This window comes from Dictyobacter sp. Z7_2 (assembly GCF_057551105.1).
The window spans coordinates 1,206,714-1,233,339 of record NZ_BAAJPE010000001.1 but is presented as its reverse complement, the minus strand read 5'-3'; the positions used below and the strand labels follow the sequence as shown (position 1 = coordinate 1,233,339).

At 52.5% G+C, this 26,626-nt stretch carries 21 protein-coding genes; 10 read left to right on the top strand and 11 right to left on the bottom strand.

Annotated features, from left to right (window positions below):
- Positions 1-305: 305 nt before the first annotated feature.
- Both AC27N8_RS04630 and AC27N8_RS04625 read left to right on the top strand, forming a co-directional pair.
- Positions 306-893 (top strand): NADPH-dependent FMN reductase, encoded by a 588-nt coding sequence (locus AC27N8_RS04630; RefSeq protein ID WP_487064429.1) that lies wholly within the window; start codon positions 306-308, stop codon positions 891-893.
- Between the two features lie 94 nt (positions 894-987).
- A complete protein-coding gene (locus AC27N8_RS04625; RefSeq protein ID WP_487064427.1) occupies positions 988-1,968 on the top strand; it encodes an aldo/keto reductase in 981 nt (326 codons plus the stop codon).
- A 77-nt stretch (positions 1,969-2,045) separates the two neighbouring features.
- Here the strand turns inward: AC27N8_RS04625 and AC27N8_RS04620 are convergent, their stop codons facing one another.
- Positions 2,046-2,225 (bottom strand): hypothetical protein, encoded by a 180-nt coding sequence (locus AC27N8_RS04620; RefSeq protein WP_487064425.1) that lies wholly within the window; start codon positions 2,223-2,225, stop codon positions 2,046-2,048.
- Positions 2,226-2,323: 98 nt separating this feature from the next.
- Complete coding sequence (locus tag AC27N8_RS04615) at positions 2,324-3,586, bottom strand: cytochrome P450 family protein (RefSeq protein ID WP_487064423.1); 1,263 nt, start codon at positions 3,584-3,586, stop codon at positions 2,324-2,326.
- A 207-nt stretch (positions 3,587-3,793) separates the two neighbouring features.
- Between AC27N8_RS04615 and AC27N8_RS04610 the strand changes: the two genes are divergently transcribed.
- From AC27N8_RS04610 to AC27N8_RS04595, 4 genes are all read left to right on the top strand, one after another.
- Positions 3,794-4,474, top strand: coding sequence for a TetR/AcrR family transcriptional regulator (locus tag AC27N8_RS04610; RefSeq protein ID WP_487064421.1), 681 nt, complete (start codon positions 3,794-3,796; stop codon positions 4,472-4,474).
- A gap of 194 nt (positions 4,475-4,668) precedes the next feature.
- The gene (locus AC27N8_RS04605) at positions 4,669-5,121 is read left to right on the top strand and encodes a cupin domain-containing protein (protein ID WP_487064419.1); all 453 of its coding nucleotides are present in this window, start codon (positions 4,669-4,671) and stop codon (positions 5,119-5,121) included.
- 80 nt (positions 5,122-5,201) lie between these two features.
- Positions 5,202-5,774 carry a TetR/AcrR family transcriptional regulator gene (locus tag AC27N8_RS04600; RefSeq protein ID WP_487064417.1) on the top strand — a complete coding sequence of 191 codons (573 nt, stop codon included), beginning with the start codon at positions 5,202-5,204 and terminating at the stop codon, positions 5,772-5,774.
- Positions 5,775-5,974: 200 nt separating this feature from the next.
- The gene (locus AC27N8_RS04595; RefSeq protein WP_487064415.1) at positions 5,975-6,925 is read left to right on the top strand and encodes an aldo/keto reductase; all 951 of its coding nucleotides are present in this window, start codon (positions 5,975-5,977) and stop codon (positions 6,923-6,925) included.
- A 139-nt stretch (positions 6,926-7,064) separates the two neighbouring features.
- On the opposite strand, the gene AC27N8_RS04590 is transcribed toward AC27N8_RS04595, so the two are convergent.
- On the bottom strand, positions 7,065-10,325 hold the full coding sequence (locus AC27N8_RS04590; RefSeq protein WP_487064413.1) for an alpha-L-rhamnosidase-related protein: 3,261 nt from the start codon (positions 10,323-10,325) through the stop codon (positions 7,065-7,067).
- Positions 10,326-10,340: 15 nt separating this feature from the next.
- Positions 10,341-13,187 (bottom strand): alpha-L-rhamnosidase-related protein, encoded by a 2,847-nt coding sequence (locus tag AC27N8_RS04585; RefSeq protein ID WP_487064411.1) that lies wholly within the window; start codon positions 13,185-13,187, stop codon positions 10,341-10,343.
- Between the two features lie 380 nt (positions 13,188-13,567).
- Between AC27N8_RS04585 and AC27N8_RS04580 the strand changes: the two genes are divergently transcribed.
- Positions 13,568-14,752: a hypothetical protein gene (locus tag AC27N8_RS04580; protein ID WP_487064409.1), complete on the top strand. Its 1,185-nt coding sequence runs from the start codon at positions 13,568-13,570 to the stop codon at positions 14,750-14,752.
- 281 nt (positions 14,753-15,033) lie between these two features.
- On the opposite strand, the gene AC27N8_RS04575 is transcribed toward AC27N8_RS04580, so the two are convergent.
- Positions 15,034-16,233 carry an acyltransferase family protein gene (locus AC27N8_RS04575; protein ID WP_487064407.1) on the bottom strand — a complete coding sequence of 400 codons (1,200 nt, stop codon included), beginning with the start codon at positions 16,231-16,233 and terminating at the stop codon, positions 15,034-15,036.
- Positions 16,234-16,471: 238 nt separating this feature from the next.
- Here AC27N8_RS04575 and AC27N8_RS04570 point away from each other — a divergent pair, with 238 nt between their 5' ends.
- Entirely contained in the window at positions 16,472-17,749 is a 1,278-nt protein-coding gene (locus tag AC27N8_RS04570) for a sensor histidine kinase (RefSeq protein WP_487064405.1), read from the top strand.
- A gap of 2 nt (positions 17,750-17,751) precedes the next feature.
- The gene (locus AC27N8_RS04565) at positions 17,752-18,447 is read left to right on the top strand and encodes a response regulator (RefSeq protein ID WP_487064403.1); all 696 of its coding nucleotides are present in this window, start codon (positions 17,752-17,754) and stop codon (positions 18,445-18,447) included.
- A gap of 36 nt (positions 18,448-18,483) precedes the next feature.
- Here AC27N8_RS04565 and AC27N8_RS04560 read toward each other — a convergent pair whose 3' ends face one another.
- The 3 genes from AC27N8_RS04560 to AC27N8_RS04550 all read right to left on the bottom strand — a co-directional run bounded on the left by AC27N8_RS04560 (position 18,484) and on the right by AC27N8_RS04550 (position 22,569).
- A complete protein-coding gene (locus AC27N8_RS04560) occupies positions 18,484-19,650 on the bottom strand; it encodes an acyl-CoA dehydrogenase family protein (protein ID WP_487064401.1) in 1,167 nt (388 codons plus the stop codon).
- A gap of 239 nt (positions 19,651-19,889) precedes the next feature.
- On the bottom strand, positions 19,890-21,389 hold the full coding sequence (locus tag AC27N8_RS04555; RefSeq protein ID WP_487064399.1) for a glycoside hydrolase family 76 protein: 1,500 nt from the start codon (positions 21,387-21,389) through the stop codon (positions 19,890-19,892).
- A 157-nt stretch (positions 21,390-21,546) separates the two neighbouring features.
- On the bottom strand, positions 21,547-22,569 hold the full coding sequence (locus AC27N8_RS04550) for a LacI family DNA-binding transcriptional regulator (RefSeq protein WP_487064397.1): 1,023 nt from the start codon (positions 22,567-22,569) through the stop codon (positions 21,547-21,549).
- Between the two features lie 254 nt (positions 22,570-22,823).
- Here AC27N8_RS04550 and AC27N8_RS04545 point away from each other — a divergent pair, with 254 nt between their 5' ends.
- A complete protein-coding gene (locus AC27N8_RS04545; RefSeq protein ID WP_487064396.1) occupies positions 22,824-23,114 on the top strand; it encodes a hypothetical protein in 291 nt (96 codons plus the stop codon).
- 4 nt (positions 23,115-23,118) lie between these two features.
- On the opposite strand, the gene AC27N8_RS04540 is transcribed toward AC27N8_RS04545, so the two are convergent.
- Genes AC27N8_RS04540 through AC27N8_RS04530 form a run of 3 tightly spaced genes read right to left on the bottom strand, consistent with a single transcriptional unit; the run spans position 23,119 to position 26,558 of the window.
- Positions 23,119-24,525 carry a GH1 family beta-glucosidase gene (locus tag AC27N8_RS04540; RefSeq protein WP_487064394.1) on the bottom strand — a complete coding sequence of 469 codons (1,407 nt, stop codon included), beginning with the start codon at positions 24,523-24,525 and terminating at the stop codon, positions 23,119-23,121.
- Between the two features lie 10 nt (positions 24,526-24,535).
- Positions 24,536-25,570, bottom strand: coding sequence for an ABC transporter permease (locus AC27N8_RS04535; protein WP_487064392.1), 1,035 nt, complete (start codon positions 25,568-25,570; stop codon positions 24,536-24,538).
- A 16-nt stretch (positions 25,571-25,586) separates the two neighbouring features.
- Positions 25,587-26,558 (bottom strand): ABC transporter permease, encoded by a 972-nt coding sequence (locus tag AC27N8_RS04530; protein ID WP_487064390.1) that lies wholly within the window; start codon positions 26,556-26,558, stop codon positions 25,587-25,589.
- Positions 26,559-26,626 lie beyond the last annotated feature (68 nt).

The window sequence follows — 26,626 nt, the reverse complement described above, 5'->3', positions numbered from 1 at the left end:
GCTACTATCTGAAAAATTTTCTTGTTAGTCATACGTATGACTTATTTATACCCAATGATTACTGTTTATGTCAAGAGAACGCATTTTTAGAACCTCACATTTCGTCTGTGGATGGCGGGAAGTATCGTGCATGTATCTAGCCTTGGAGCATCTCTATTAGCAATATTGTGCTGCTTATGGTACCGTAGAAGGAGGAAAATCATCTTGCATAATCATGCTATTCTGTTTAAAAATCTGCTTTGATGAAGATATTTTTTGGAAAAGATGCAAGATGCTATTTAAGACAGAAATGAAGGAGATAAATAATGGCTAATCCACATATTCTGGTGATTTTCGGAAGTACACGTCAGGGTCGTAGAGGCGAAGTTGTGACACACTGGCTCATGGAGCGTCTGGCTAAGCGTACCGATGCTACCTTTGAGCTGGTTGATCTGCGCGACGTCACTCTTCCATTCTTTGATACTCCCGCATCGCCAGCTCATGGACACATCATCCCTGAAGCTGAAGGCTGGGCTGAGCAGGTTGATCGAGCCGATGGCTTTATTTTTATCACGCCTGAATACAATCATGGTTATCCAGCTGTGCTCAAGAACGCGATCGATCACCTTTATCCGCAATGGATACACAAGCCCGCTGCTATCGTCAACTATGGTGGCTTTGCCGCAGGGTATCGAGCGGCTGAGCAACTGCGCCAGATCTTGATCGAGGTAAAAATGGTACCGATCCGTGAGCAGATTGGTATCTCACTCGTGCCCGGCGTAGTACCCAATATATCCGATCAGGCCGATTCGCCAAGTGGAGCATTTCTCGACCGAGCCTATAATGGAATGATGACTGAATTACTCTGGTGGGCGACCGCTCTCATCCCCGCACGCCAACATGATGCCAAGTAGCGCTGTGCATGCTTGACTTAGAGCGCGCTCTAAAGTGTAGACTGCGAGGCAGAAGTAAGATGATGCAGTTTCATAATTGGAAAGGTGAGAGAATATGCAACAACGTACGCTGGGTAAGGCGAAACTGACTGTCTCGGAGCAAGGATTTGGTTGTATGGGCTTAACGAGCTTCTATGGCGCACCTGCCGACGAAAATGAGGCGATTCATTTGATCCACAGGACCATCGATCTGGGGGTGACTTTTTTCGATACCGCCGAGGCGTATGGACCATACACGAATGAGAAATTGGTTGGACGCGCCTTGAAAGGGAAGCGTGATGCGGTAATTGTAGCGACCAAGTTTGCCTGGGAATGGACATCGACAGGCGAGCGTGTGCTCAATGGTCGTCCGGAGCACATTCGGCAGGTCGTCGAGGAGTCGTTGCAGCGTCTGGACACAGACTATATCGATCTCTATTACCAGCATCGCCGTGATCCGCAGGTGCCGATCGAGGATACCATTGGTACCCTGGCCGATTTAATCAAGCAGGGGAAGATTCGTCATATTGGGCTCTCCGAGGTAGGACCGCAGACCATTCGACGTTCTCATGCCGTCCATCCGATCACCGCTCTGCAAACGGAATACTCTCTGTGGGAGCGTGGTCCTGAGGCCGAGATTATCCCAACTCTGCGTGAATTGGGCATTGGTTTTGTGGCCTATAGTCCGTTGGGACGCGGCTTTCTGACCGGAGAAATTAAAAGTGTCCAGGATCTGGATGAGACCGATTTCCGTCGTAGCGATCCCCGCTTCCAGGGAGAGAACTTTGCCAGGAATAGTGCCCTGGTCGGACAGGTCAAGCAGATTGCCAGCAAAAAGGAAGCCACACCGGGGCAGATAGCTCTAGCATGGCTGCATCAGAAGGGTGACGACATCGTTCCCATTCCAGGCACCAAGCGCCTGAAGTATCTTGAAGAAAACGTGGCGGCCACCCGTATTCATCTGGATGCAGAGGAGATTGCTCAACTGGAAGCGATCGGCAAGCCCGTCGGATCGCGCTACGCCGAAGCGGGCCTGCGACAGATTTCACGCGACTAGGTGCAAATGTATGCCGACGTAGTGCTCTGTCAAAGGTCATGGCAACGTCGTCTAAGCGACTCAGATGATCCCTTGCACTAGGCGTCAACGCTCACCGACGTAGCGGCGCGGCTCCGCCGTGCTGTCTGTGCCTCGTCTGATTCGGCCTTGGGAGCGTCTCGCAATGGAACGCTATGGGCAACGTGGTCGTACGAGGCACAGACAGCACGGCGGAGCCGCGCCGCTACGTCGGCTGGCCTGTCACCCCACGGCTTCACGGATCTTTTTTGGAGACAATCTCCCATATGATAGAGGCGCGATGGCCTTTGACCGTGTAGTAGCGGCGTTGGCTGACTTGCCCTTTTCGGTGGGAGGGCTAAAAAGCCAGCGGCAGAGCAGTCAAGCTCCACGAGTTCAGATTGACATGCCAGGTGATGCTCTCACGGGGGACGCTCAGGTGCAGATCAGGCATACGTCTCAAGAGCGTGCTGAAGGCAATATCACCTTCCAGGCGAGCCAGTGGAGCTCCCAGGCAGATATGGATGCCCTGTCCAAAGCCCACATGTCGACTGAGTGTGCGAGCAAGATCCACCTCATCTGGCTGAGTGAACTGGGTCTCATCGTGATTGGCCGAGATCAGGACGGGGAAGATGATGTCTCCTTTTTTGATCTGCTGACCTCCCAGTGTGAGATCCTCAGTGGCGTAGCGCGGTCCCGCTGTGGTAGCTGGCCCTTTGAAGCGCAGTAGCTCTTCGACGGCGGCAGGCACCAGGCTATGATCGGCTTTGAGCTTCTCAAACTGAGCGGGATGATCCAGCAATGCCAGGGTCCCGGTGGCGATCAGGTTGGAGGTGGTTTCATGGCCGGCGAAGATCAGCAGCGTGATCAGTGAGCGCATTTCCGCTTCACTGAGTCGATCTCCTGCCTCTTCGATAACGATTAACTGGCTGATCAGGTCGTCCGCTGGATGCTGGCGTTTCTCGGCTACCAGACGCGCCGTGTATTCCCCAAAGGCCCGCATGTGAGCTGCAACTCCCTCATCGCGTTTCCCCAGGTTCAGACCTCTTGCCAGCGCCTCTGACCAGATGCGGAGCTGGTTCCGATCGGCGTGAGGTACTCCCAGCATATCGGAAATGACATTGATGGGCAAGACAAAGGCATAGTCCTCAACGAGATCCATCTGCCCCTGATCCTGTACGCGATCGAGCAACTCGTCGGCAATTTTCTGCACGCTTGGACGTAAGCTTTCGATATACTTGGGCGTGAAGGCTCTGGACACCAGCAGGCGTAAGCGTCGATGATCGGGCTCATCAACCGTAAGCATCGTTTTATCCGTAAAGAAGGTAGGCGTGTCGGTGGTCTCGGAGGCATGGTAGGACAGGAGGCTTTTGGACCCGATAGCACTGGGATCCACAGTAAAATGCGTATGATCTTTGAGAACCTGTACTACCTCTTCCATGCGTGTGATCGCCCAGGCTTGATTATTCATGCCTTCGCGCGAGAATGGGATCGAAACAACGGGTCCCAGAGAGCGCAACTGTGCTAAGGATGGGAAAGGGTTCTCTGCAATTGTGCCGCTATCACTGCTAAACAGGCTGAAAGCTGTAGTATCTGGTACAGTCTTATCTGTATTATTCATAATGATTTTTCTTTCTTCTGAGCTTGACGCGTACCGAGGTGTGCGTTACAATCATGAAGGGACAGCTGTCCTGAATGGTAATAGTGTAAAGGACAATTGTCCTGTTGTCAATAGGAGACCAACGAGGGTTCCCAGAATCAGTGTCTTCGCTTCGCTTGACCTTTTGCTGAAAAAAATGAAACGCACCCTCGAACGAGGAGGAGTATTATGGGACAAGAAGAGCCGCAAAAGCCGGCTATCGTCGTATCGCAGCGTCGGAGACCAGAACGGCGTCAGGCTGCCGATTTTGATCAACGGATTCGACAGGTGGCTCATCAGCTTTTTACTGAGCGAGGTGTGGAGGGGGTGAGCATGCATCAGATTGCTCAGGAAGCAGGCGTGGGTCAGGGGACGCTTTATCGTCGCTATGCGCATAAGGGTGAATTAATCCTCGATCTACTCGAAGAGAGCGTGAAGATTTTCTTGGATGAGATGCAGGATTTGTCTCAGGATCTGGATGCGGGATCTGTATTACAACGCATAGATAGCGTTCTCCAGGGATGTGTTGCTTTCATCGAAGAGCAGGGAAAATTTCTGGCGGCAATCATGGATACGTTGTCTGATGAGAGGCGAGAGATGAAGTTTGGCACGCTCTACTATCGTACCGTCCATACTATTGTTGCCAGCTTGCTCGACGAGGCCATCGCCCAGGATGAACTTTCCCCGTTGGATACCACGTACACTGCCGATGTCCTCCTGGCAGCATTCGATCCGGCCCTCTATCTCTTTCAGCGCCACAAACGAGGGTACACTCCAGAACAGATCCTCCAAGGTGTACGGCGTATCTATCTTGAGGGAATGTCCTTTCGCTCTCTCCGTAACGCGACTGGTGGCGATCAATCAAGCTGAGCTTTTCCACGTGTGAAAGGGTCCGGCACTGGTTCGCTGTGGATGTTATCTCTTTGCTGATCTGTAAGGTTGTGGTGTGCAGGAATTGCGGCGCGTATAATATATATAACTATTTTTGTGCTAATGAATGTGCTTATCGTTGTCGATTTGTAGTTTAAGCTCTATTTCATAGATCTCTGCGAGGACTTATTGTTATGAACCCATCTCCAGATGCTTCTACTGATTCAATCAGTGAGGAGAAACTGTCAGCCTCTGATGATTTTGTTCTCTTCGATATGCGTACGTTGATGCATTTTCGCCCTGATGGTCCGGCGATCCAGGTGCTCTCAGATATTGGGAGTGCACGCGTGGTCTTATTTACCTTCAAAGCAGGACAACATCTCAATGATCATCGCACCTCCAGCCAGATCCTGATACAGGCGTTGCGTGGCCGCATTACTTGTAGTCTTGCCGATCACAATGTCGATCTGCGTGCAGGGATGGTGCTTCAGGTCGAGGCCGGGATTGTACATAGTGTGAGTGCGCAGACCGATGCGATGATGCTTCTCATTATGACGCCCAGTCCCTCATCTCATCGGGCGGTGGGACATGAAGGCATCCATACATTACCACCGCTGGTAACGCGAACCTCCACGCACGAAGAATAGTCAGAATACTCCTTCTTTATAGACTGAAAAAACTTGACAATATATAGACCAGTCACTATACTAATGGAAGGAGGCAACGTATGAATACGACGCGTGAGCAAATCATCCAGACAACCTGTGAATTACTGGAGACATACGGATACCATGCGACCGGGTTAAATCAGATACTGGCAAAGAGTAGAACGCCCAAAGGTTCACTGTACTACTATTTCCCGGAGGGGAAAGAGGAGCTGACTGCTCAAGCGATTGAAAGGATGGGGCTACATGTTGCCCAGAGTATCAAGAGCGAGTTGAGCAAGATTGCAGAACCGAGCGAAGCCATACGATCGTTTGTGCTTGTCCTGGCTCAGCGTGTAGAAGCTTCAGGGTTTGGTGCTGGTGGTCCGCTCATGATGGTCGCTATGGAGACGGCTACCTCCAGTGAACGCTTGAATCTCGCTTGCAGGGAAGCCTATCGCCTGCTGCAACAAGCCTACTACGATCAATTGATTGTGAGTGGTTTTATAGAAGTGCGAGCATCGCAACTCGCCACATTCATCACCTCTTCCATTGAAGGAGGGATTATCTTGAGCCGGACAAACCACAGCGGAGACCCGCTCAGGAATGTTGCGGAAATGCTTGGGCATCTGCTTACCAGTTATCCCAGAAATTAGCTGGTTGCTCTTGCCCCTTTCTACTCTGACGATAAATTTTTTTGCCTGTATTATATAGACTGGTCTATGTAATAATTTGAAACTGGTTCCTGATAATATGTACCTTTCCGGCTTGTCGGCGATGTACGATGAAAAAAGGCACTGTATAAGAGGCCTCGCAAGAGTAATGCCGCCTTAACTATCAAAAGGAGTTTCTATCCATGATACATCACTTACTTGGCTCAATGGGGCCTGAAGTGTCCACACTGGGACTGGGATGTCTGGGGATGTCTGAGTTCTACGGTCCAGCGGATCGAAGCGAGAGTATTGCCACGATCCATGCTGCGCTTGACGCTGGCATGACATTTCTTGATACTGGCGATTTTTATGGCATGGGTCATAATGAGTTATTGCTCCAGGAGGCGCTACAAGGGCGGGTGCGTGAACAGGTTGTGATAAGTGTCAAGTTTGGGGCACTGCGCGATCCTGCTGGCAACTGGTCAGGTATAGATGCACGCCCAGAGGCTCTCAAGAATTTTCTCGCCTATACACTGCGCCGACTTGGTACCGACTATGTCGATGTTTATCGTCCAGCACGTCTTGATCCTCACGTGCCCATCGAGGAGACCATTGGTGCTATCGGGGATATGGTTAAGGCTGGATATGTACGGTATATTGGCCTCTCAGATGTCGGTTCGGAGACTATACGTCGTGCCCAGGCCGTTCATCCTATTGCGGATCTACAAGTCGAGTACTCATTGCTTTCACGTATCATCGAGGATGATATTCTTCCCACGTGCCGCGCATTGGGGATTGGTATTACCGCATATGGAGTTCTTGCACGTGGTCTCCTCAGCGGTCACTATGCCACAACACCTGGAGACTCTCGTGGTGTTTTGGCGAGCCTTCATGGAGAGAATTTGGAGCATAATCTCTCACTTGTTGAGACACTCCATGCTATTGCGGATGCAAAGGGAACAACGGTTACTCAGATTGCGATTGCCTGGGTGTTATCTCGTGGTCAGGATATCGTGCCACTGATTGGAGCACGTCGACGTTCCCAACTTACCGAGTCCCTGGCGACGCTCCAATTCGCGTTGACGGAGGATGAACTGGCGCGGATTGAACAAGCGATCCCAGCCGGAGCTGCGGCTGGGTTTCATCGTGCCTGACATAGTGCTCAGTCAAAGGTCATGACGACGGTTGCCTGAGAAGAAGGATGACGCCTTGCAATTCGCTTGATCGCGACGTGCAAGGCGTCCGAGCTAGCCGACGTAGCGCCGGGTCTCTTCGCAGCATTGCGTGTGGTTGTCAGGCGTTATACACCTCCAGTTCTGCGAGTTGCAGGCGATAAGAGTTGGCGGCCCCTTCGTCATATGCGGGAGTACCGAGCTTTGTGACCATGAGGCGCACATAGCGAGCGCTGGTGGTGGCGAAGCTGTAGCTCTGGACGCTTCCCAGGGGATTCGCTTGCCCTACGATTGTCTGGATGGTTGTATAGGTGGTGCCATCGGATGAAGTCTGGATGCTGAAGTCGACGGGGAAATCGGGCGTTCCGCCGTCTGTGGCGATGGTGTCGGTGCGTGGAAAGAGCTTGATCTCGTCGATGCGCTGACTGCTGCCGAGGTCGATGGCGACCCAGATGGGCGTACTGCTGATGTCGGCCTGTCCATAGGTATTGCCGGTATAGCCTTTGGCTCCTGAGAGGCTTATCTCGACGTTATCGGTCAGATGCGAGACACTCCAATCGCCGTTCTCCAGAGAATTGTTCGAGGTTGCGGTGCGTCCGGATGCCAGATTGGCTGAGCCTGGCGTCAGGACAATCCGATCGAAGTCGGGAGCGTAGGCGGAGCTATTGCCGAAGAGCAGCGTGTTTGTTCCGGCGTTCAATTGCACTGTGGTGTTGACGCTGTTGACGGTATTGACGTCTATGGTCGGCACGAATCCGTTGATGGTGCTGGCGGTTCCTCCATTGATGCTGAGCGTGGCCGAGCGTGTGCTTGTGTCGCCGTTGGTATAATCGATGACCAGTGTGTAGGTGCCCGCTGCCGGGACACTGACGTTGTTGAATTGGAGCGTATTGGCAGCTCCATTGCCGATCCAGCCGACGCGCTGTCCGCCCGAGCAATTCGAGGAACTGGTCGCGGCGACCGTGCCGCTAAAGGTATTGTTGCTGGCCTCCGCTTCATAGGCATTTGCGGCCTGACCCGTGACATTGAATGTCCAATTGCCGGGCTGGACAGTAAAGTAGATGAAGTTGATGTCGCTATGGTTGTAGCTGAGTCCGGCGACGCTGCCACTCGCGCTGCCATTTTGATAGACGCTGGTGCCGTTAGCGGTGATACTGACAGAGGTCATCCCATTTAAAGGAGCGGCAATTGATCCGCTGGTACTGGCGGGCGCAACGACATTCATGCTCAATTGCGTGCTGCTCTGACGATTGATCGCGATCGTTATGTTGCCCTTGATCGTTGGCACAGTTGTGTTGATGGATGTCAGATATCCTATATTGGGCTGCACAATATAGCTGCTATAGCCGGGTTGGAGCGGTCGCACTCCTGCCGCATAGGCTGAGAGATTATAGGCAGATCCAGCGGCCCAACCGTGATTGTCGGTGCCGCTTCCTCCCTTTGCCCACAACTCCCAGACTGTATAGCCGGCGTCATTGACCTCGGATGTGTAGCGCTGCTTCATGCGAGCCTCGGCGACCAGCGGCACTCCCATCTTGTAGAGAGCCTGCTGAATATACAGTTCCGTCCAGGGACTGGCGTTGTAGTGGCTTTGCAGTACTTTGATGATGCTGGCGTAGTGGCCAGGCTGCGCCAGACCCGCCACGACAGCCAGAGCGTTGGCACGATCGTCGGTATCGCTGGTGTAGGCAGGCGAGCGATACTCCTGATTGGTACCGTTCCAGAGTACCGCATCGAAGTGAGTGGCGATACTATTGGCACTGCTGAGCCAGCTGGCTATATCGGCCGTGTTGTTGCTCAGGCGAGCCAGCGTGATGGTACTCTGTAGAGCCATGTAGTACCACGCGTTATCGAGCACACGGCTATCAATATTTGAGCCCCAATCTTCCCAATCCCAGTTGCCGGCGCGATGATTGATCAAGCCCTGCGCATCAAAGGTCCAGAGCTTCATATAGGTCTTGACGGCATTGTACGTGCTGCTGATACTGCTATCTCCGGTATAGAGGTAGTAGTTGCCGATCGACCAGATCGAGGCAAGCATCTGGACCGGTAACTCCTGATTCCAGTTGCCGCTCGGCACGGGCGAGTACAGCGAACCATCCGAGCGCTGCCAGGCAATGAGCTCATTGATGGCTTTTTTGGTGAGCGCGTTGACATTGGTATCGAAGACATAAGCGGAGATAAGTTGATCGTTTACGATGTCTCCCCACCACTGCGCCCGCTCTCGAGTGGGACAGTCCATATAATTGTCGCGCATATTGAGATAGACCGTACGCACAGATTTCTGCCAGAGCGTATTCAAAAACGTATCGTTGCAGGTGAAGCTGCCCACAAATGACGTGCTGTACCCGCTCTCGCGATACTGCAAGCTCAAAATCTGGACGTTCGTAGGAATAGTGTATTGGACCGCTGTCCCGGACATCCAGCCGAGCGACTCAAATTCCTGTACGCCGCTGGTTGTAATGTAGGTTGCACGCACATTATTTTCGCCGCCATCGGTATAGTGATCCGTCTGGATAGTGATCACTGCTCCTGCGGCCGCGTTGACCTTCAAGTAGGGAGTGATCTGGAGATTTGAGGGCAAGGTTGCCGTGATGGCGGTAGATCCATTCCCCTGCGTGGGGAGGGAGGACGCGTTGGTATAGTTTTGCAGCGCGGTGTAGCGGAAGAATGGGATGGGGCGCGGAGCCAGATTGTTCCACGGTACCGAGCCGCTGGCTCCCAGATCGGTGGCGTTCGCCCAGGAGCTATCGCTATAGGTGCTCGCCTGCCAGTTCTGGAGTGCTGAAGCATTGCGAGCATCGTAGTAAATATTCGACTCGGCCAGACGATAGTTGGGTTGCGCTGATCCCGTATCCTGTCCGTAGCCTGGATGCTGGATCACTTTCCAGCTCGTATCGCTGTTTGCAATGCTTGACTGAAAGAGCAATCCACCTTTTCCGCTATCCTTATGCGAGAAGCCATTTTTGCCGAAGTACCAGACCAGGAGCGCAATCGTGTTGTTGCCACTCTGTAAATAGCTGGCGATATCTTTTTCGTCGTAGTAGGTATCGTTGGGATTGGGGCCACGCTTGAGACCTCCTTCGAAGGTGACAAGCGTGCCATTGATAAACAGCCAGTATTTGGTGTCCGTCGCGATATCGGCGATCACTGAGCTCGGCACGGCGCTCAGTGTCACGGTCTTGCGAAAAGCCACCCAGGTATTCGCGCTACTCGTCGCCGACCAGATCCAGTGTGCGCTCCAGTTGACTGTCGGCGCTAGTTTGAATAACGGTGCCATAATTGTGTTTGTAACTGCCTTGACGATCGGCAGGTTGAGCATCGATACTCCCATGAGACGCAGCCCGGTGAGTATGACTGTACGTCTGCTATATCCTTCCATGGAAACTCCTTATCATTACAACTTTGTAAGAGTCACGCGATCAAAATCTGGTCCCCACGCCGTACTGTTTGCGAACAGGATGCTATTGTTGCCTGCTTGTAGCGTGACGGTGACCGTGATGGTGTTGACTGTGTCAGAAGTGGCTGTGGCGGTGAAATTGCTCAAAGTTGTTGCGCTGCTACCGTTGACGCTCAGTGAGGCGGAGCGTGTGCTGCCGCTGCCATTGGTATAGGCGATAGACAGGTTGTAGCTGCCGGCGGCGGCAACGTTGAGCGTGTTGAATTGCAACGTATTGCCGCTGCCATTGCCGAGCCAGCCGACGCGTTCATCGCCTGAGCAATTGACGCATCCGATGACTCGGACTCCTCCGCTGAGGGCGTTACTTGCATCTTCAGCCTCATAGGAGGCCGGAGCGACGATGAGGCGATCGAAATCGGGCGCCCAGTAGGAGCTATTGCCGAAGAGTAACGTATTGTTGCCTGCCTGCAAGGCGACGGCGATCGTCAGCGTGTTGATGGTGCTGGCATTGGCGGTGGGCGTAAAGCCATTGATGGTGGTCGCACTACCTCCATTGATACTCAAGGAGGCCGAGCGGGTGATGGTATCGCCGTTGGTGTAGACTATGGATAGCTTATAGGTTCCGGCACTGGCGACGTTGACGTTATTGAATTGTAATGTATTGCTGCTGCCATTGCCGAGCCAGCCGACGCGCGCACCGCCCGAGCAATTGGAACATTGGGCGATCGCGGCCTGACCACTCAATGTGTTCGCGCTGGCCTCAGCCTCATACGTATTGCAACTATTGCTGCTATAGGTCAGAGTATACGTCCCGGGCTGTACGCCTCGGAAGTAGACATAATTGCTGTCCTGATCGGCACCGCTGATGCCAGAGACGCTCTGGTAGGTACTGCCATTCCAGGCGCTCACGCCATTGATCTGGATGACGCGGTTCTGTCCCAGTTTGGGCACGCCAATCACTCCGGTTGAGCCGCTATTTGAGCTGCTATTGACGGTCATCGAGAGCCCGCTACAGGTATTGGTGTCATATGAGACGGAGATGCTTTTATTGGTGCTGACCGTGAGCTTTCCCTCTACGTGCGTCAGGTTGCCTGGATGGGGGATGACATGATACGTCTGACCGGCAGCCGTATCGGGAGCAACTCCCAGTACATAATTGGTCAGAGCCGAGGTTGGCCCTGTCGACCAGCCATGCGCCAGGCTCGTATAAGAGCCATCACTGCTCGCCGAACTATTGTAGGCCAGCGCTCCACCGGACGTATAGCCCTCCCACATCGTATCGCCGGTGCCGCGAGGATCATCGATCATATAGCCCCACTCGTTGCGGATCAGCGCCAGAGCATTTTGATCGTCGTTGGCCTGAAAGCGAGCCATCACCTCCATCGAGCCTGGAAAGGGAGAAATGTTGTTATTCCACTCAGGCGTTTCCGAGCCGAAACTATTCCAGTTGTTGTGGAGATTGCTGAGGATACTCTGTGACTTTGCCGCTGTGTCGGTGACGTTGTACCAGACTGCCAGCGAGTTGCCATCCTGTGGATGCAGACCGCTATTGGAGGCATTATCTTTGTATGCTCCGGCAGAGGCATCCCAGAGGCGTGCGTTGATCTGTGTTTTGAGGCTGGCCGCTCGATTACTATAGCTGCTGGATAGCGAGCTGTTGCCTTCGACCTGCGCCAACGTTGCTGCGGTGGTCAGGACTTCATATAGTAGGGCGTTGCCCGCGATATTCTCGCCGCCTTGATCGCCGCGTGCCCAATCCTGGGTGCCGGTGACGTTCAGGAGGCCATTGCTATCGATCTTATTGGTCACAAAGCTCACACCGCTCTGATACTGGGACCAGATACCATCCAGCCAGCTCTTGTCGGCGCTGTAGAGATAGTAATTAGATGTTCCGATCAAGGTCCACATGTGATAGGTATCGGAGCCGTAGAAATTGACCTGCGGTCCGGCCCAGGGGAGCTCGCCCGTGCTTAGCTGATGCTGATAGAGTGTTGTGAGGGCATTCTTCGTGGCTAAGGTATCATTGGTGCTCACATAGGCGGTCGCCGTGGAGATCCCCATATCACCGGGCCAGATTGTACGATCGCGTTTGGCACCATCGACCAGCACCTCAGTCCCCACACCGACTGTACCGTTGTTCTCCCATCCGGTCGACGGTGGACCCCAGACGCGACCCTGCGTCGGACTGATCGTGTTCAACTGGACCGTATAGGCTCCATCGTACCAGATGCGGTTTAATAAGGCGTCGTTGGAATAAAAATAGTTGGGGTACGCAGATGGATTGCTCATATTCGGCGCAGCCGTGAAATTGAGCGAGACACCATTGAGATCGACCCAGCCGGCAGAATTCAGGAACAGGGTCAGATACCGAAAGCCGCCGCGTAGCTTATCGGCAGGCATCGTATAGCTGCTCGCGCCAATCACCGCTGCATAGATAGCTCCATCAGCGCCGCCGCCGCCGTTGGAGGCATCACTCGTATTGCCCACATAACTTGACGACTCGGTAAAGGCCAGACCAATGCTCTGACTGGCGTCGCTTGAGCCCGCAAAGGAGAGCGTGATGAGTCCCCCGACCTCTTTTCCGAAATCGACGGTTACCGAGGAGCTATTTCCGCTCACGCGCGTCGCACTACCTGAGAGTAGATTGGTGGCGTTGCTGACAGTCCCAGTTGTCCTGTAAATAGAGGTCGGAGCAAGTGTCCGTGACGTTGGGGACTGATTAAAAGCGTCCCAGGGACTCGCCGCCATAACAGTATGGGGCGTAGGGATCAAAGATAAGTAGGTGACATATGAGATGCCTAAACTAATGAGGACGATCATCCTGATCAAAGCATGTTTCATCATAAAGCATTCCTTTGCTCAACTCTGTGCAAAAGTATTAAAAGTTCGCGCTCCATAGCGACCAGCCCATGCACGCTTGATAAAAATCAAGCGTGCGATTGAAACGTTTCAACTCCAGGCATAAAAAAGAGCCTTTGATGATTCTAGAGTTACTCAATCGTAACTTGCTCACATGAACTTTGTCAAGGGCTTTTGCCGTTCTCGCTTTTCTCTGATCTCTTTATACCGTTTGCTAGCTTTGTGTGCTACGGGAAAATTGTCCCTCAGTTCTCCTAAAACCGCCTTTTGTATTGAGTACACTTCTCTTATAATATCAGCAACCCATCCTCGAAATTGAATGTATAAGATGAATCTGTCTTAGTAAGCGACAAGGAAAGAACTCCATGCAAAAAAGACCAGGACTAAGGGGAGGATCCAGCAAAGGTGACGGAGTGCGGCGAGGCGATAAACTGCCACCAAAATCGACTCAAGATTCAGGCAATGATTCCTTTAACAATGTGCTCAGGCAACGGGAGTCATTCACCAGTGATCGTCAGTTGGGCACTACTTCTACAAACACTAAGTTTCGCCCCGAAACAGCGTATATCTCGGAGCCTGTAGGAGGAGGTACCTCTGGAGAGAATCTGAACCTTCCAGTACCTAGATATTATCAAGGCCTTCCTTCTATTGATAAGCTTAGTGGGCATCAGGATCATCTTCCTCCTATTGAGGATCATCATGCTCTCCCCCCTATTGAAAGTCATCAGGATCTTCCACCTCTTCAAACTTTACGTACGCCGTCTATGCATACCAGTGAGGTTAGTAGAACTTCAGTTGGAAACGAAGATTTGTCACGCTCTGTAACACAACATCAGCGTAACTATGATTTGACTCGTTATACTAGAGAGCCTGGCACTTCAGGTGCAGGCACCTCTTCAGATCATGCTCTTCGTGCTTCTGAGGTTGGAGCTATTCGTACTGGAGATAAACGCAGAAATTCTACTAGAGACGGGTTATTGACACAACGTCAGCGCTATTCAGATTCACTATTTGGTGGTAGTCGTCCAGACGCAAGTACCTCTCGAGTTCCTTTGAGGGATGGATTGTCTGGTTCTCGCTTGAATGAGACACTTCAGCAATCTCGTTCCAGCGACATACAGCGTGACACAATACTGGAAGGGCAAGGATCTTATCAAGATAAGATAAATAATTTGGATAGTATTATAAATAATACACGTTTGGGGCATCAGTATTATACGCAAGGTATTGTTGTAAATAAAGAGATGAGAGAGGCAAGTATATTATATAGAGATGCAATACATAGGAAAAAGCAATTAGAGAAACCAGGGACAAAAGATCGAGACATTAGTACAATAGAGAGTAAAGATCGTTGGAATGGACTTAGAGAATATCTGTTTGTCGAAGAGGGGGTTAGAGGAATCGGAAAAAATCGTGAGACAGGAAGTGGTGGGAGTAAAAACGCTGCAGAAATTATTGAAGAGGCTAGAAGAAATAAACCCGAATTGATACATATTAGTAATGCTGATTTGATTAATAATGCAAAAAAATATATGGAGAGAAACCCATAAAAATATAAGATTGATGGATATGCTTAATTTCTCAGTTCTTTCCTTTTTGATACAAGCCATGCGTAAAAATCAAATGCGTCTCTGGCAGACATAGATCATCTTGCGAGAGAGGCTGAGCTTTATATCACCGAGATTGCTTGTCTGATAAAATCATACATAATATTAGCATGGTGAATTCACCATTCCACATGCTAATATTATGTATGATTTCCTTGACTATAATGTATGAACGTCTTATCTCCACACCCTTCACTTGTGCATAATCCAATGCACGCCAGACCTTAGAGAATCCTGGACGCAAGTGGGATCTTGCGAACCAGGAAGGCAAGCAGGAAGCAGAGTGGAACCGCGATCAGGGCGGCCAGAGCAAATTTGAGCAGAGTTTCTAAATGGACCTCACGCAACGCGATCCCCACCAGGACAATGACCGGAATATGGATAATATAGACGACAAAGGCCTGTTGTGACAAGAAGCTACCGAAGCGACTCTGGCGATTCAAGAAATGGCGGAAAAAGGTGATCAGGGCCAGACAGAATCCCACGGAGAAAATGCTATCCCAGAGTGCATAGGCCGCCGACTGAAAGGTTCCATGGCCCAGCCAGGCTGCGCCTCCAGAGAATGCTGGGCCAGCGAGCACAACAGTTGCCACGATCGCGACCACGAACCCGATTTTCCCCATTAAACTGGGAATGGTCTGAAACCAGTTCCGACGAAAGGCCATGATGCCAAGCACGAAGAAACTCAGGTATTGTGGGAAGTATGCCAGGGTCGGGAAGCCAAAGATGGGGATCTCCGTGCCTAAAGGTACAATGATGCGCATCAGGTAGCTTGCCACTGCCAGCACCAGGATAAACAGGCCCACAGCCAGATAGCTAGGTGGACTCACTACCTGCCCGGCCGACTGAAATCTGGGGTGAACCACTTTCCTCCAGATCAGATAGCCCAGGCAGAAGAACAAGAGCATCTCTGCAAACCAGAGCGGACCGACTCCAAAAGAACTGAGAACCTCTTGCCAGGTGATCGGAGTAGTAAGGTGCGTAAGACTGACTGGCATCTGCCACAAGCCGAGGTAAGAAATGGGACTGAGCACAAGTACAAAGATAACTAGCGGGATGCCCAGACGGAACAGTCGATCTTTGTAAAAGGCGCCGGGTCCTTTGCGATCGAAGGAGCCGGGTGTGAAGTATCCCGAGATCAAAAAGAAGCAGCCCATGAAGTATGATTGGTTGACGAGTACAAAGATCGAGAGTAGCAGAGACGCCAGTTGGTCATTGGGACCAGGAAACTCCATATAGTAGAAGGGTGCGACATCCCCATACATCACTGCTATATGGTGGAGCACCACCAGAATCGTTAAAGCGGCCCGCAGATGATCGAGAAAGAAGAGGCGTATGCGGCTCGTGGCCTGTGCAAGCGGCTGAACTGAGTTTGTATTGCCATAAACGCTCTCGGGCGTTGTCTGTTCTGGTAGAGATGACATGATAGATCCATCCTTTCGAGGCATGAAAAGTTTTATTCCTTGATGCTGAGTATAGTGGCATCAGCAGGATCACACATGTCCCGGCAGTCACGAATCAGGACCCTATTTTGATTTTGGATACCCGTGACTATGGTCATAGGCCTCTCGACATACCCATGACGACAGACACTGGCGCACGAGACGATTAGTAAGATATACTGCGAGAAACAAGATCATCTCTTTTAGTAGGTGGATATTTATGGCAAGTAAGCATATACAGATGATGCAAACGCAATCATTACCATCAATTATCTGGTTTCTGCGTTGGGGACGTTGGCTCTCCTATATATTTGCCTGTGGTGGTTATCTTTCCGGTGTTTTCACTACGCCACACCTTAGCTTGCTCAGCTTGTTCTTGCTCACCATAATCTATGGTACCTGGCTCGTGATCTATTGGACGTGGTTCAGGGGGCAAACCCAGTCCTATCGCTTGTTAGCTTTGTTATGTCTGGCCTGTGCCTCTCAGTTTATCCCCTTGCCAGGCACGAATCTGTATTGGTTACCGCTGCTCCCGACGCTCACGGCGAGCCTGATGACTATCATCCGGCCACATCTGCTTGGTCTGCTTGGGGCGGGCCTGCTCTGGTTGAGTTCTAGCCTCTCGTTTGGCTTCTTGGGGCAGGACTGGGATATCAGTAGCCAGGCGACACTCCTGATCTCGTTTATCTTCACCTTTGGCTTTGTGACAATGATTCGCGAAATTTCGGTGGCGCACGCGGCACTGGAAAGTTCCAATGCTGAACTAGCAACGGCTCATACGCAACTGCAAGCATATAGTACGCAGGTGGAGGAGTTCTCAGCTATCCGCGAGCGCAACCGCATTGCCCGTGATATTCACGACACACTTGGTCACGCGCTGACATTACTGACGGTCCAGCTTGAGACGGCGATGCAGCTTGAGGTACGTGGCGATCCCCGCCTGCATGAAGAACTCCTGGAGGCCCGACGTGTGGCCAAAGTATGCCTGACGGAAGTACGCCACTCTGTCGAGGCACTCCGGCCCGACGAAGCCTCTGTCGACTCGTTGCAGGAACAACTGCGGAGATTAGTGACGGAATTTGAAGCGACCTGCCGCGAGACTAGCGTTACGCTCGACCTGGAAGAGGTAACCCATTCCTTGCATTCAGAACTGTCTCAGACGCTTTATCGCTGTGCGCAGGAGGCATTGACAAATATCCGCAAGCACGCGCGTGCAACGAAGGTGCTACTACGCCTCTCGACGCGAGACGGACAGGAGGGGCAAGTGGAACTAACTGTGCTTGATAATGGTCAGGGGGACGCGTCTGTACATGAGCCTTTCGCGTCTGGTTTTGGCCTACGCGGTATGCGCGAGCGCGTCGCGCTCCTGGATGGAACACTGTGGGTTGGTCCTGATTCCAAACGTGGCTGGCGCATCGAAGTGCTGCTCCCGCTTAAAGTTCGGGAGCAAGTGCAGATTAGCGCCACGAGAGCGCATGAAAGCAGGGAGAAGGTCTAGTCATGGCAGAGCATATCCGTGTGATGATTGTAGATGATCAGCGTTTGCTGTGCGAGGGATTTCGCAAGCTGATTGAGCTGGAGCCGAACCTGGAGGTGGTGGGGATGGCGGGGGATGGCACAGAAGCTTTGACGATGGTCGAACATCTCTCGGCCGAGCAAACGGCCCCCGATGTCGTGTTGATGGATGTGCGTATGCCACGTCTGGATGGCATTGCCGCGACCCGCATCTTCAAAGAACGCTGGCCCGCGATTCGCATTGTCATCCTGACAACCTTTGATGATCGAGAACTGATCCAGGCTGGCTTGCAAGCTGGAGCGTGGGGGTATGTGCTCAAAGACATCACTGCCGAGCAACTTGCTACAACAGTTCGCGTCGTCGCACAGGGTCAGGTTCTTTTACATCCAGACGTTGCAAGTAAAGTCATTGCCTCCTTCTCAGCGGCCTCCAGTGAACCTGCTGTGCCAGCTCCTGTTGCTCCTGCGTTCGTCGGCGTGAGCGTACCCGCACAGCTGACCGAGCGTGAGCGGGAGATCTTGACCTTACTTGCGGGCGGCGCTTCCAATCGCGAGATCAGCGAGACCCTCTACATCGCCGGTGGCACCGTCAAGAATCACCTCAGCAACATTCTGGGCAAGCTGGGCGTGCGCGATCGGACACAGGCTGCGCTGAAAGCTAGAGAACTTGGCCTGTTGTGAAGCAAGCCCAGAGTCTGAGAGGTGGAACTGATATCATCAACCCAATTCACCGTTGAGTTCGTAGCCACCAACCTTATAGAGCTTTGTGTCTAACGGATCATGTACCGAGTACGTGCGTGCATTGCGCCAGAAACGGTCGAGGCGATACGTATTTGCGGTGCTGCGTGCGCCAGTGAGGTCAAATATCTCGCTTGCCGCTGTGACGGCTTCGTGCGCACAGATCGCATGAGCACGCATCGCAGCTGCCTGTAACGAGCCAAGATCATCTCCCTCTTCAAACGACTCTATCTTACGGCTCACTTCGAGCAGGAGTGCATGAGCTGCAGCAAGTCGAGATGAAAGCTCTCCGATGTGCAGGCGTATCAAGGGATCGGTGTTTTTATCGGTCCAGCCGGGAGTAAGGATGCGATTCGAGGTACGAATATAGTCAAGCATCGCATCAAATCCACCCTCTCCGATGCCCAGCGTTGCTGCTGCATTCGCCACGATTGCTAATGAAAAAATCAGCGGATGAACTTTAAAGCGCCAGTGCCAATCGTCAGAGACGAACACATCCTGATAGGTAATCGTCTGGCTCTCCGTCGCGCGCTGTCCCATGTTATCCCAATCGTGATGCTGTATCACTCCTGGAGCGTCCAGGCGAACCAGTGCAGCGTGGACATCTTTTTCACCTTCGAGCATATGCAAGACATGGGCATAACGTGCTCCTCCGCTCCCGGTATTGAAGGATTTTTTTCCATTGATGATGATGCCGCCATCTACCTTGCGCGCTATGACATGTCCCCCTGTGCCCGTCTCCGCATGAGACCCAACGATGGTAATATGCTCTTCGAGCACTTCTTGCGCTAGTTGCTGGCGAGTTGCTGCGGGTGCTTCGCTTTGCTCACTAAAAATCATAGATAAGACGCCGATGGAGATCACAAAGATCATACCCGTATTACTTTCACCGGCGCTGAGTTGACTCGCTATCTCAACGAATGCCTCACTTCCAGTGCTTACCTTCCCATTCCAGAGACCTCCATATTCCTCAGGTATACTCAAACGATATAATCCTGCTTGTCCGATCTGTAGAAGATTCTCTGTAGGATGTTTTCCACGTGCATCTATCTGTGCTGACGTAGCTGCGAAGACTTTTCGTAGTTCTTTCGCCTGCTGGACCAGCTTCTGAACGGCTGTTACCTGCTCGGTATGAGAATGAGTCACTACATGACTCCTTTCAAAGTGATAGTGTTTGTATTATGTAACTACTCAGGTGCTCTAGAAAATAAAGAGCATAAGTTTACCTTTTTTGTTGTAGAGAATGTATTCACGCCCATTTTAATAAATGTGGAAATTGATACAAGATGGATATAAGGACAGTTTCTGGCCTCCCCTCTGAGGTGTAAAGACAGGGCTTGCCAATGCTCAGAGAGGAGAAAGGGGAAAAGCTGAGATTGCTCTGGCTACTGACTGATGACTGTGATTTCATCCAAATTGAGATAATTACTACTACCTAAAGAGTTGTTGTAGATAAGTGAAATGGTATTGCTGCCGGCATTCAGCGAGACGTTATTGACAATCACCGTTGAATACGAGCTCCAACTGCCGGTACTGGGAAACGCGAGATTGTTCACGACTCCGCTTCCATTGACATAGAGGTAGCGGGAGGCGGCACCGGCTCCGGTCGCGAAGCGAATGACGAGTCGATAGGACCCGGCGCTCGCGACGGTTGCGGACAGGTCGACCCATTGTCCATTTGCGTTCCAGCCGGCCACGTAGCCGCTGCCATGATAGCCAGCGTTTGAGGCTTCTGTGCTGAGGCTATGCAATGTACCGTTTTCAGCTTGTAGAGACGTGATGCCATCGGTAGGAGTGTCCTGTAAGAGAGCGACGGCGGAGCCGAAGGTATGGACGTCGATGGTGCCGGATGGCGCTTCAACGGCCCAGTTTGTGCCAATCAGATTATCGTTGCTGCGCCGATTGCTCCAGGCGACGCTGGCGTTTTTCTGCAAGAACGTTGTGTACTGACTCGCATTGGCGACCTTCGCGTATTGCTCCAGATAGCGCACATAGATGCCTTTGAAGCCACCTCCATCGCCGGTCCCCTCGTCTCTCAGGATGTTATTAGTGGCGAGTTTGGTCAGAGAGACGCTGGCTGCTGCTGAAGCGTCCGCTAGATAGGAGGCAGTTCCCGTGGCTTGATAGAGCGCTATGGCAGCTCCAATGAATGTTCCGTAATTGTAGCTAATCTGTGCTGTCGATAGCGTGCCGGAGTTGTAATCATCGTAGACGGTTCCAGCCTGATTGGTCAGGGTTGCTTTGACCCAGTTGTAGATCGTCTGCGCTTTGGTGCGATAACTACTATCGGATAAGGCGCTGGCAAGGTTGGTGGCTGTGATGACTGCCGGGGCGTTCGTAGCGATATTCTTCTGCGTGGGATTGTTGCGCGTCCACCAGATGCCGCCGCCCAATGTCGATGTATTCCAGTATGCGTAGATGGAGTCAAAAAGACGTTTCGCGCAATTCTCGTAGCGCGACTCGCCCGTGATCTGGTACGCACGGATACTGGCTTTCGCCCACCATCCAATATCGTCATTGTAGTTATTGGTAAGTGTGAAGCTGTTCGAGGTGTTACAGGCGGTTGCCATATCACTATTGCGAGCCATAAAGCCATTGTAGACATCATCGATCATCTGGCGATAGGTTGCGGACTGCGTACGTTGATAGGCATCCATCACGATATCCCAGCTCTGAGCCTCCTTCCAGAAGTCATTGTAGCTGGCATGAGTAGTATCGGCGTAAAAGTAGTGCGCCGAGGCATCATAAAAGGTGTTGATATACGCGGTCATCGCACTATCTGCATCGGACGAGGTAAAGGCGGCTGCCGGATGGCTGTTACTGAGGAAGACAATCCCGGTGAGGAGCGGGATGAGTAGTAAGAAGTACCAACGATATCCCTTCATGGTGGTCTCCTGTGGATTCCCGTGTGGCCGTTGAGACATCCAGGTCGGAACGGCTGTTTATGACAAGCACTGTCTTAACAATCATGACATGCAGATTTCCGTTTGTCAATGTCGGGACGATACGGTTCCGATCCTGGCAGGAGGGTATCATTTCAAGCTAATTTCTGCGGTAGGGGGCGCATGATTGACGCTCAATCAGTCGCGTTGGGAGCACGACCAGATTGGCATCGAGCTGTTCGCCCGCGATCATTTTCAGGAGCATGGTGACCGCTGTGCGTCCCAGTTCCAGCCGTGGAATGTTGACGGTGGTCAGGGCGGGATTCATCACCTCGGTGTAGGCCAGATTGTCGAAACCAATCACGCTGACCTGCTGGGGGATTGCAAGGCCGAGCTCGTACAACGCTCGATAGACGCCGATGGCGTGATGATCGTTGCCGGCGAAGATCGCTGTCGGTGGTTCTTTGAGAGCCATGAGCGCTTTTGCCTCCACGTAGCCCGCCTCGGTCGTGAAATCGCCTTCGCGTTGTAACTCTGGATCAAGTGGAATCGAGGCCACCTCCAGCGCGGTGCGATAGCCGGCAAAGCGTTTGATGGCGTCCATGGCTTTACCATTTTTACCAATGTAGGCGATGCGCCGATGTCCCAGCGAGATAAGATGATTGGTCGCGACGAAGCCGCCTTCCCAACTGGTAATGGTGACCGAGGGGATGTTGGTGCTCTGATTGTGGATCACGACAAATGGTGTATCCTGCTGTGAGAGTCGTTGTAGCGCTTCGTCTGATGGCAGGACCAGCAAGATGCCGTCGGTGGAACGATCGGTAACCGCGTCGATCCATTGAATCTCCTGATCTGGCTCGTAGTGGGTTGAGGTCAGAATCAGGCGCACACCAGCCTCTTTGAGAACCTGTTCGGCTCCCTGCAAGATGGGGAGAAAATAATCATCATCGAGACGCGGCAGGACGATGTCGACGAGTCCGGTTTTGCCGTTGCGTAACGCACGTGCCGCCCGGTTGCGTACAAAGCCGTATTCCTCAATGATCTGCTCGATATGCTCGCGCGTGGCCGATGAGACGTCCAGGCGTCCATTGAGCACTTTTGAAACCGTGGGGATCGATACTCCGGCAGCGGTAGCGATTTGCGAGATCGTGGGACGTGTATCTGTTTTATGTCTTTTTGCCATCTTCAACTCCAGATGAGAGATTATTGTTGCGGGTGTTGGGTAATCTGTCTATCTTCCTCGTTGAAGTGTGTCTTCGTCCCGCTGCCTACTGTGCCGAGAGGGATTGAGTGATATATTTACTATAACTGTAGTGGCGACCGCGTATCATCCATTTTATGAGCTATTATACCACGAGATGAGCCATGCTGTCACCGTAATGCTATACGTGTCGAGCGAAGCGAAGACGTAGTGCTCTGTCAAAACACAGAAGGACGTTGCGTGGCAAAGGAGGATGGCCCCTTGAACCAGGCGCTCAGGCTCGCCGACGTAGCGGCGCGGCTCCGCCGTGCTGTCACTGGACGCACGAACACGTCCCATGTGCATCTGAAAGCAACGCAGACGAGACGATCCACGGTGGGAAGATCCCACAATGGAATCCCATGGGGAGCGTGGTCGTACGAGTCACAGACAGCACGGCGGAGCCGCGCCGCTACGTCGGTGAGCCTCTCACCCCATCGCCTTCTGGAGCTGTTTTGGACACACATCACCGATACCGCTACGGCTGACCTCTTATTCCTCTTCGGGGGCATCGTGCGATGCTGCCAGCAACGCTGTATACCAATGCCCGCTGTCTTTGATCAGGCGTCGCTGTGTTGGATAGTCCACATAGACGAGCCCAAAGCGTTTGCTATAGCCTTCAGCCCATTCGAAATTGTCGATGAAGGACCAGGCAAAGTATCCCTTCAAGGGGACGCCCTGCTCGATGGCTTCGGCGAGGCCTGTCAGATAGGTACGCAGATAATCTGTGCGGCGAGGATCGTGAATCTGTCCATCGTCCTCGACTACATCTTTGAAGGCGGCGCCATTCTCGGTGACGTAGATGTTGGGGACCGTATAATCCTGATGCAGGCGTAGCAGGAGATCTCTCAGTCCGTTGGGATAGATCTCCCAGGCCATATCCGTATAGGAGGCTTCGGGTACGGGTGAAATGGTCTGGCAGCCATCGGCCAGAGGCTGAGTTGCTGCTCCTCGGATGAGTACACGGGAGTAGTTATTGATCCCCAGAAAATCGAGCGGCGCTGCGATCGTTTGCAGGTCGCCGTCTTGAATGGGAGGCTCAGAGACACTAAGATTGTCGAAGAGCTTGTCGGGATAGTGACCACGTAGGATCGGATCAAGGAACCAGCCATTAGAGAAATCATTTGAGAGTTGCACGTCGCGCAGCGTCTCAGGACGATCATCGGCCGGATAAGCGGGGGAGAGGAGCAGGGTAACGCCTACCTGAGCCTCTGGTGCGATATTGGCTTTGATGCGTGGGACTGCTAATCCGTGTCCCAGCAGCAGATGATGGGCCGCGTCGACCATGCCCTGGCGATCTTGCAGGCCAGGAGCATGCACTCCGATGCCGTAGCCTAGATAGGCGCTGCACCATGGCTCGTTGAGCGTGATCCATCCCGCTACACGATCTCCCAGGCGACGCGTGACCAGATCAGCATAATCGGCAAATGCGAAGGCGGTATCGCGCTTCATCCAGCCGCCTTGCTGCTGTAACGGCGAGGGGAGATCCCAATGATACAGGGTGGCAAAGGGACGAATACCTTTGCGGAGAAGCGTATCTACCAGCCGATCATAGAAATCGAGGCCAGCAGTATTCACCTCACCGCGCCCCTGGGGCACAATGCGCGGCCATGCAAGCGAAAAGCGATAGGCATCCAGGCCCAGTTGAACCATCAGGTCTGTATCTTCTTCGACGCGATGATAATGATCGGCTGCCACCAGACCGGTCTCTCCCTGATGCGTCTTACCTGGAGTCGCGGAAAAGTCGTCCCAGATAGAGGTGCCTCGTCCATCTTCGGAGGCTGCTCCCTCCACTTGATACGCAGCTGTCGCGGCTCCCCATAGAAAGTCTGTGGGGAACCTTTTCGCCAGCTCTGTATCGGCGAGGCTTAGTTTCTGTCCCTTGTAAATTATGCTCATGTTTTTCCTTTTATTGCGCTGAAGATGCCACTGGTACGCGCAGGCTCCTCAGGATCTTCTTGCCCAGCGATCTCTCGACGCGCAGGCGAGGATTGGCAATCTCGTCGATACCAAAGTTGAGCAGCGCTAATCCCGAACCCAGCACGGCAATACACAGACCGGGCGCGAGATACCACCACCAGGCACCAAGTAGAAGGGCGTCATTATTTTGAGCCCAATAGAACATCGTTCCCCAGTCTACAACGTTTGGATCTCCCAATCCAAGAAATTCCAGTCCGGCGGCAGCCAGAATAACATAGATGGTTGTTCCGATGAAACCGGCGGCGACAATGGCGATTTCGTTGGGGAAAATTTCCACAAAAATGACACGCCAGGTCTTTTCACCACTGGACTTTGAGGCTTCGACAAAATCGCGATGCCGCATCGAAAGGGTCTGAGCACGCAAGACGCGAGCCTGATAGGCCCAGCTGGTTGCGGCAATTACCAGAGCGACGGTGAAAGGTCCTTTGATGGGAATGTAGGCGGCGAGTAATACGGCCAGTGGAAAGCCTGGCAGGACCAGGAAAACGTTGATCAGAAAGGTGAGTATATCATCGACGACCCCCCCTGTATATCCTGCCACCAGACCGATCGTCACCGAAAGTGCCGTCACGATCAAGCCGGTCAAGAAGCCCCATAGGAGAGAGACGCGTGTTCCTACCACGACCTGCACGAGCACATCCTGTCCGGTCTGGGTGGTGCCTAGCCAGTGTGTTGATGAGGGAGCTTTCAGCACGTCGATGGAAAAGGCGTTGGGATCGCTGTGGATAAATATGCTACCCAGGATCGCGATCAGTACAAACACGAGAATGATAATGGCGCCAGCGGCGGCCTTGGGATTGGTCGATACGAACCTCCAGCCGTCGCTCAAACGCGTCATTAAGGGAAAGGACATACCTGGATATTCGGTGATAGACTTTTCTGAGACGGCATCTGCTTGCTGTGAGATCAAAGCTGGTTCTGGCTGATCGTTGGAAGCGTCGGGAAACGCCTGGGAATCTTTCATGATGCTCTATCCTTCTCTAGCGAACCCTGGGATCAAGGAGCGTGTAGACCAGATCGGCAATAAAGTTTGCGCCGATCACGGCGATCGCGATAAACAGAAATATGCCTTGCAGCAGTGGATAGTCGGAGTTTTGGGCTGCTTGCAGGAGCGCGAAGCCAATGCCCGGATAAGAAAAGACGACTTCTGTTAGTAGTGAGCCGCCAACCACGAAGCCGAGCGAGAGCGCGAATGCTGTCACATTGGGCAGAATGGCATTGCGTGCGGCATAGGCGTACATCACGCGTCGTTCGCTTAAGCCCTTGGCCTCAGCCAGCAGGACATAATCCTCGGTCAGCGTCGTGAGCATCGTATTGCGCATTCCCAGCATCCAGCCGGCGATAGAGGCGAGCACAATCGTAATCGCCGGCAAGATACCATGCTGGATCGCACTCAGGATAAAATCGGAATTCCATCCCACCGTCACGCCAATATCGTATCCTCCATTGAGAGGGAACAGGTTGAGCAGATAGCCAAAAATGTAGAGAATGATCAGCGCCAGCCAGAAATAAGGGATGGACGAGAAGAAAGTCAGAATGGGTGGGAAGATACCATCGAGAAAGGAGCCGCGTCTCCAGGCGGTCACGATCCCCAGCAGCGTCCCCAGCGCAAAGCTGATGATGACGGAAGTTCCGACCAGCGTGAGCGTCCAGGGAATCTCCTCGCCGATCACGGTCGCCACAGGAGTAGGGAAGTAGGTGAACGAGGTGCCCAGGTTGCTATGTAACAGGTCTCCTAAATAATGAATATATTGGAGCCAGAGCGGATCATTGCTGATCCCGAATTGTAATTGTAAGGCATGAATCGCGTTCGGATTCATTCTGCCCTGGAAGCGTGCCAGCAGGATGCTGGCCGGATCTCCCGGAATCAGGCGTGGAATAAAGAAGTTGATCGTAATCGAGGCCCAGAGAGCCACGAGGTAAAAGCCGATACGGCGTAATAAATGCTTCACCTGTATGTTCCTTTACATTACGCATATATATTTTCCTGACGCTGCTTCTTACACAGAAACAGGTCAGG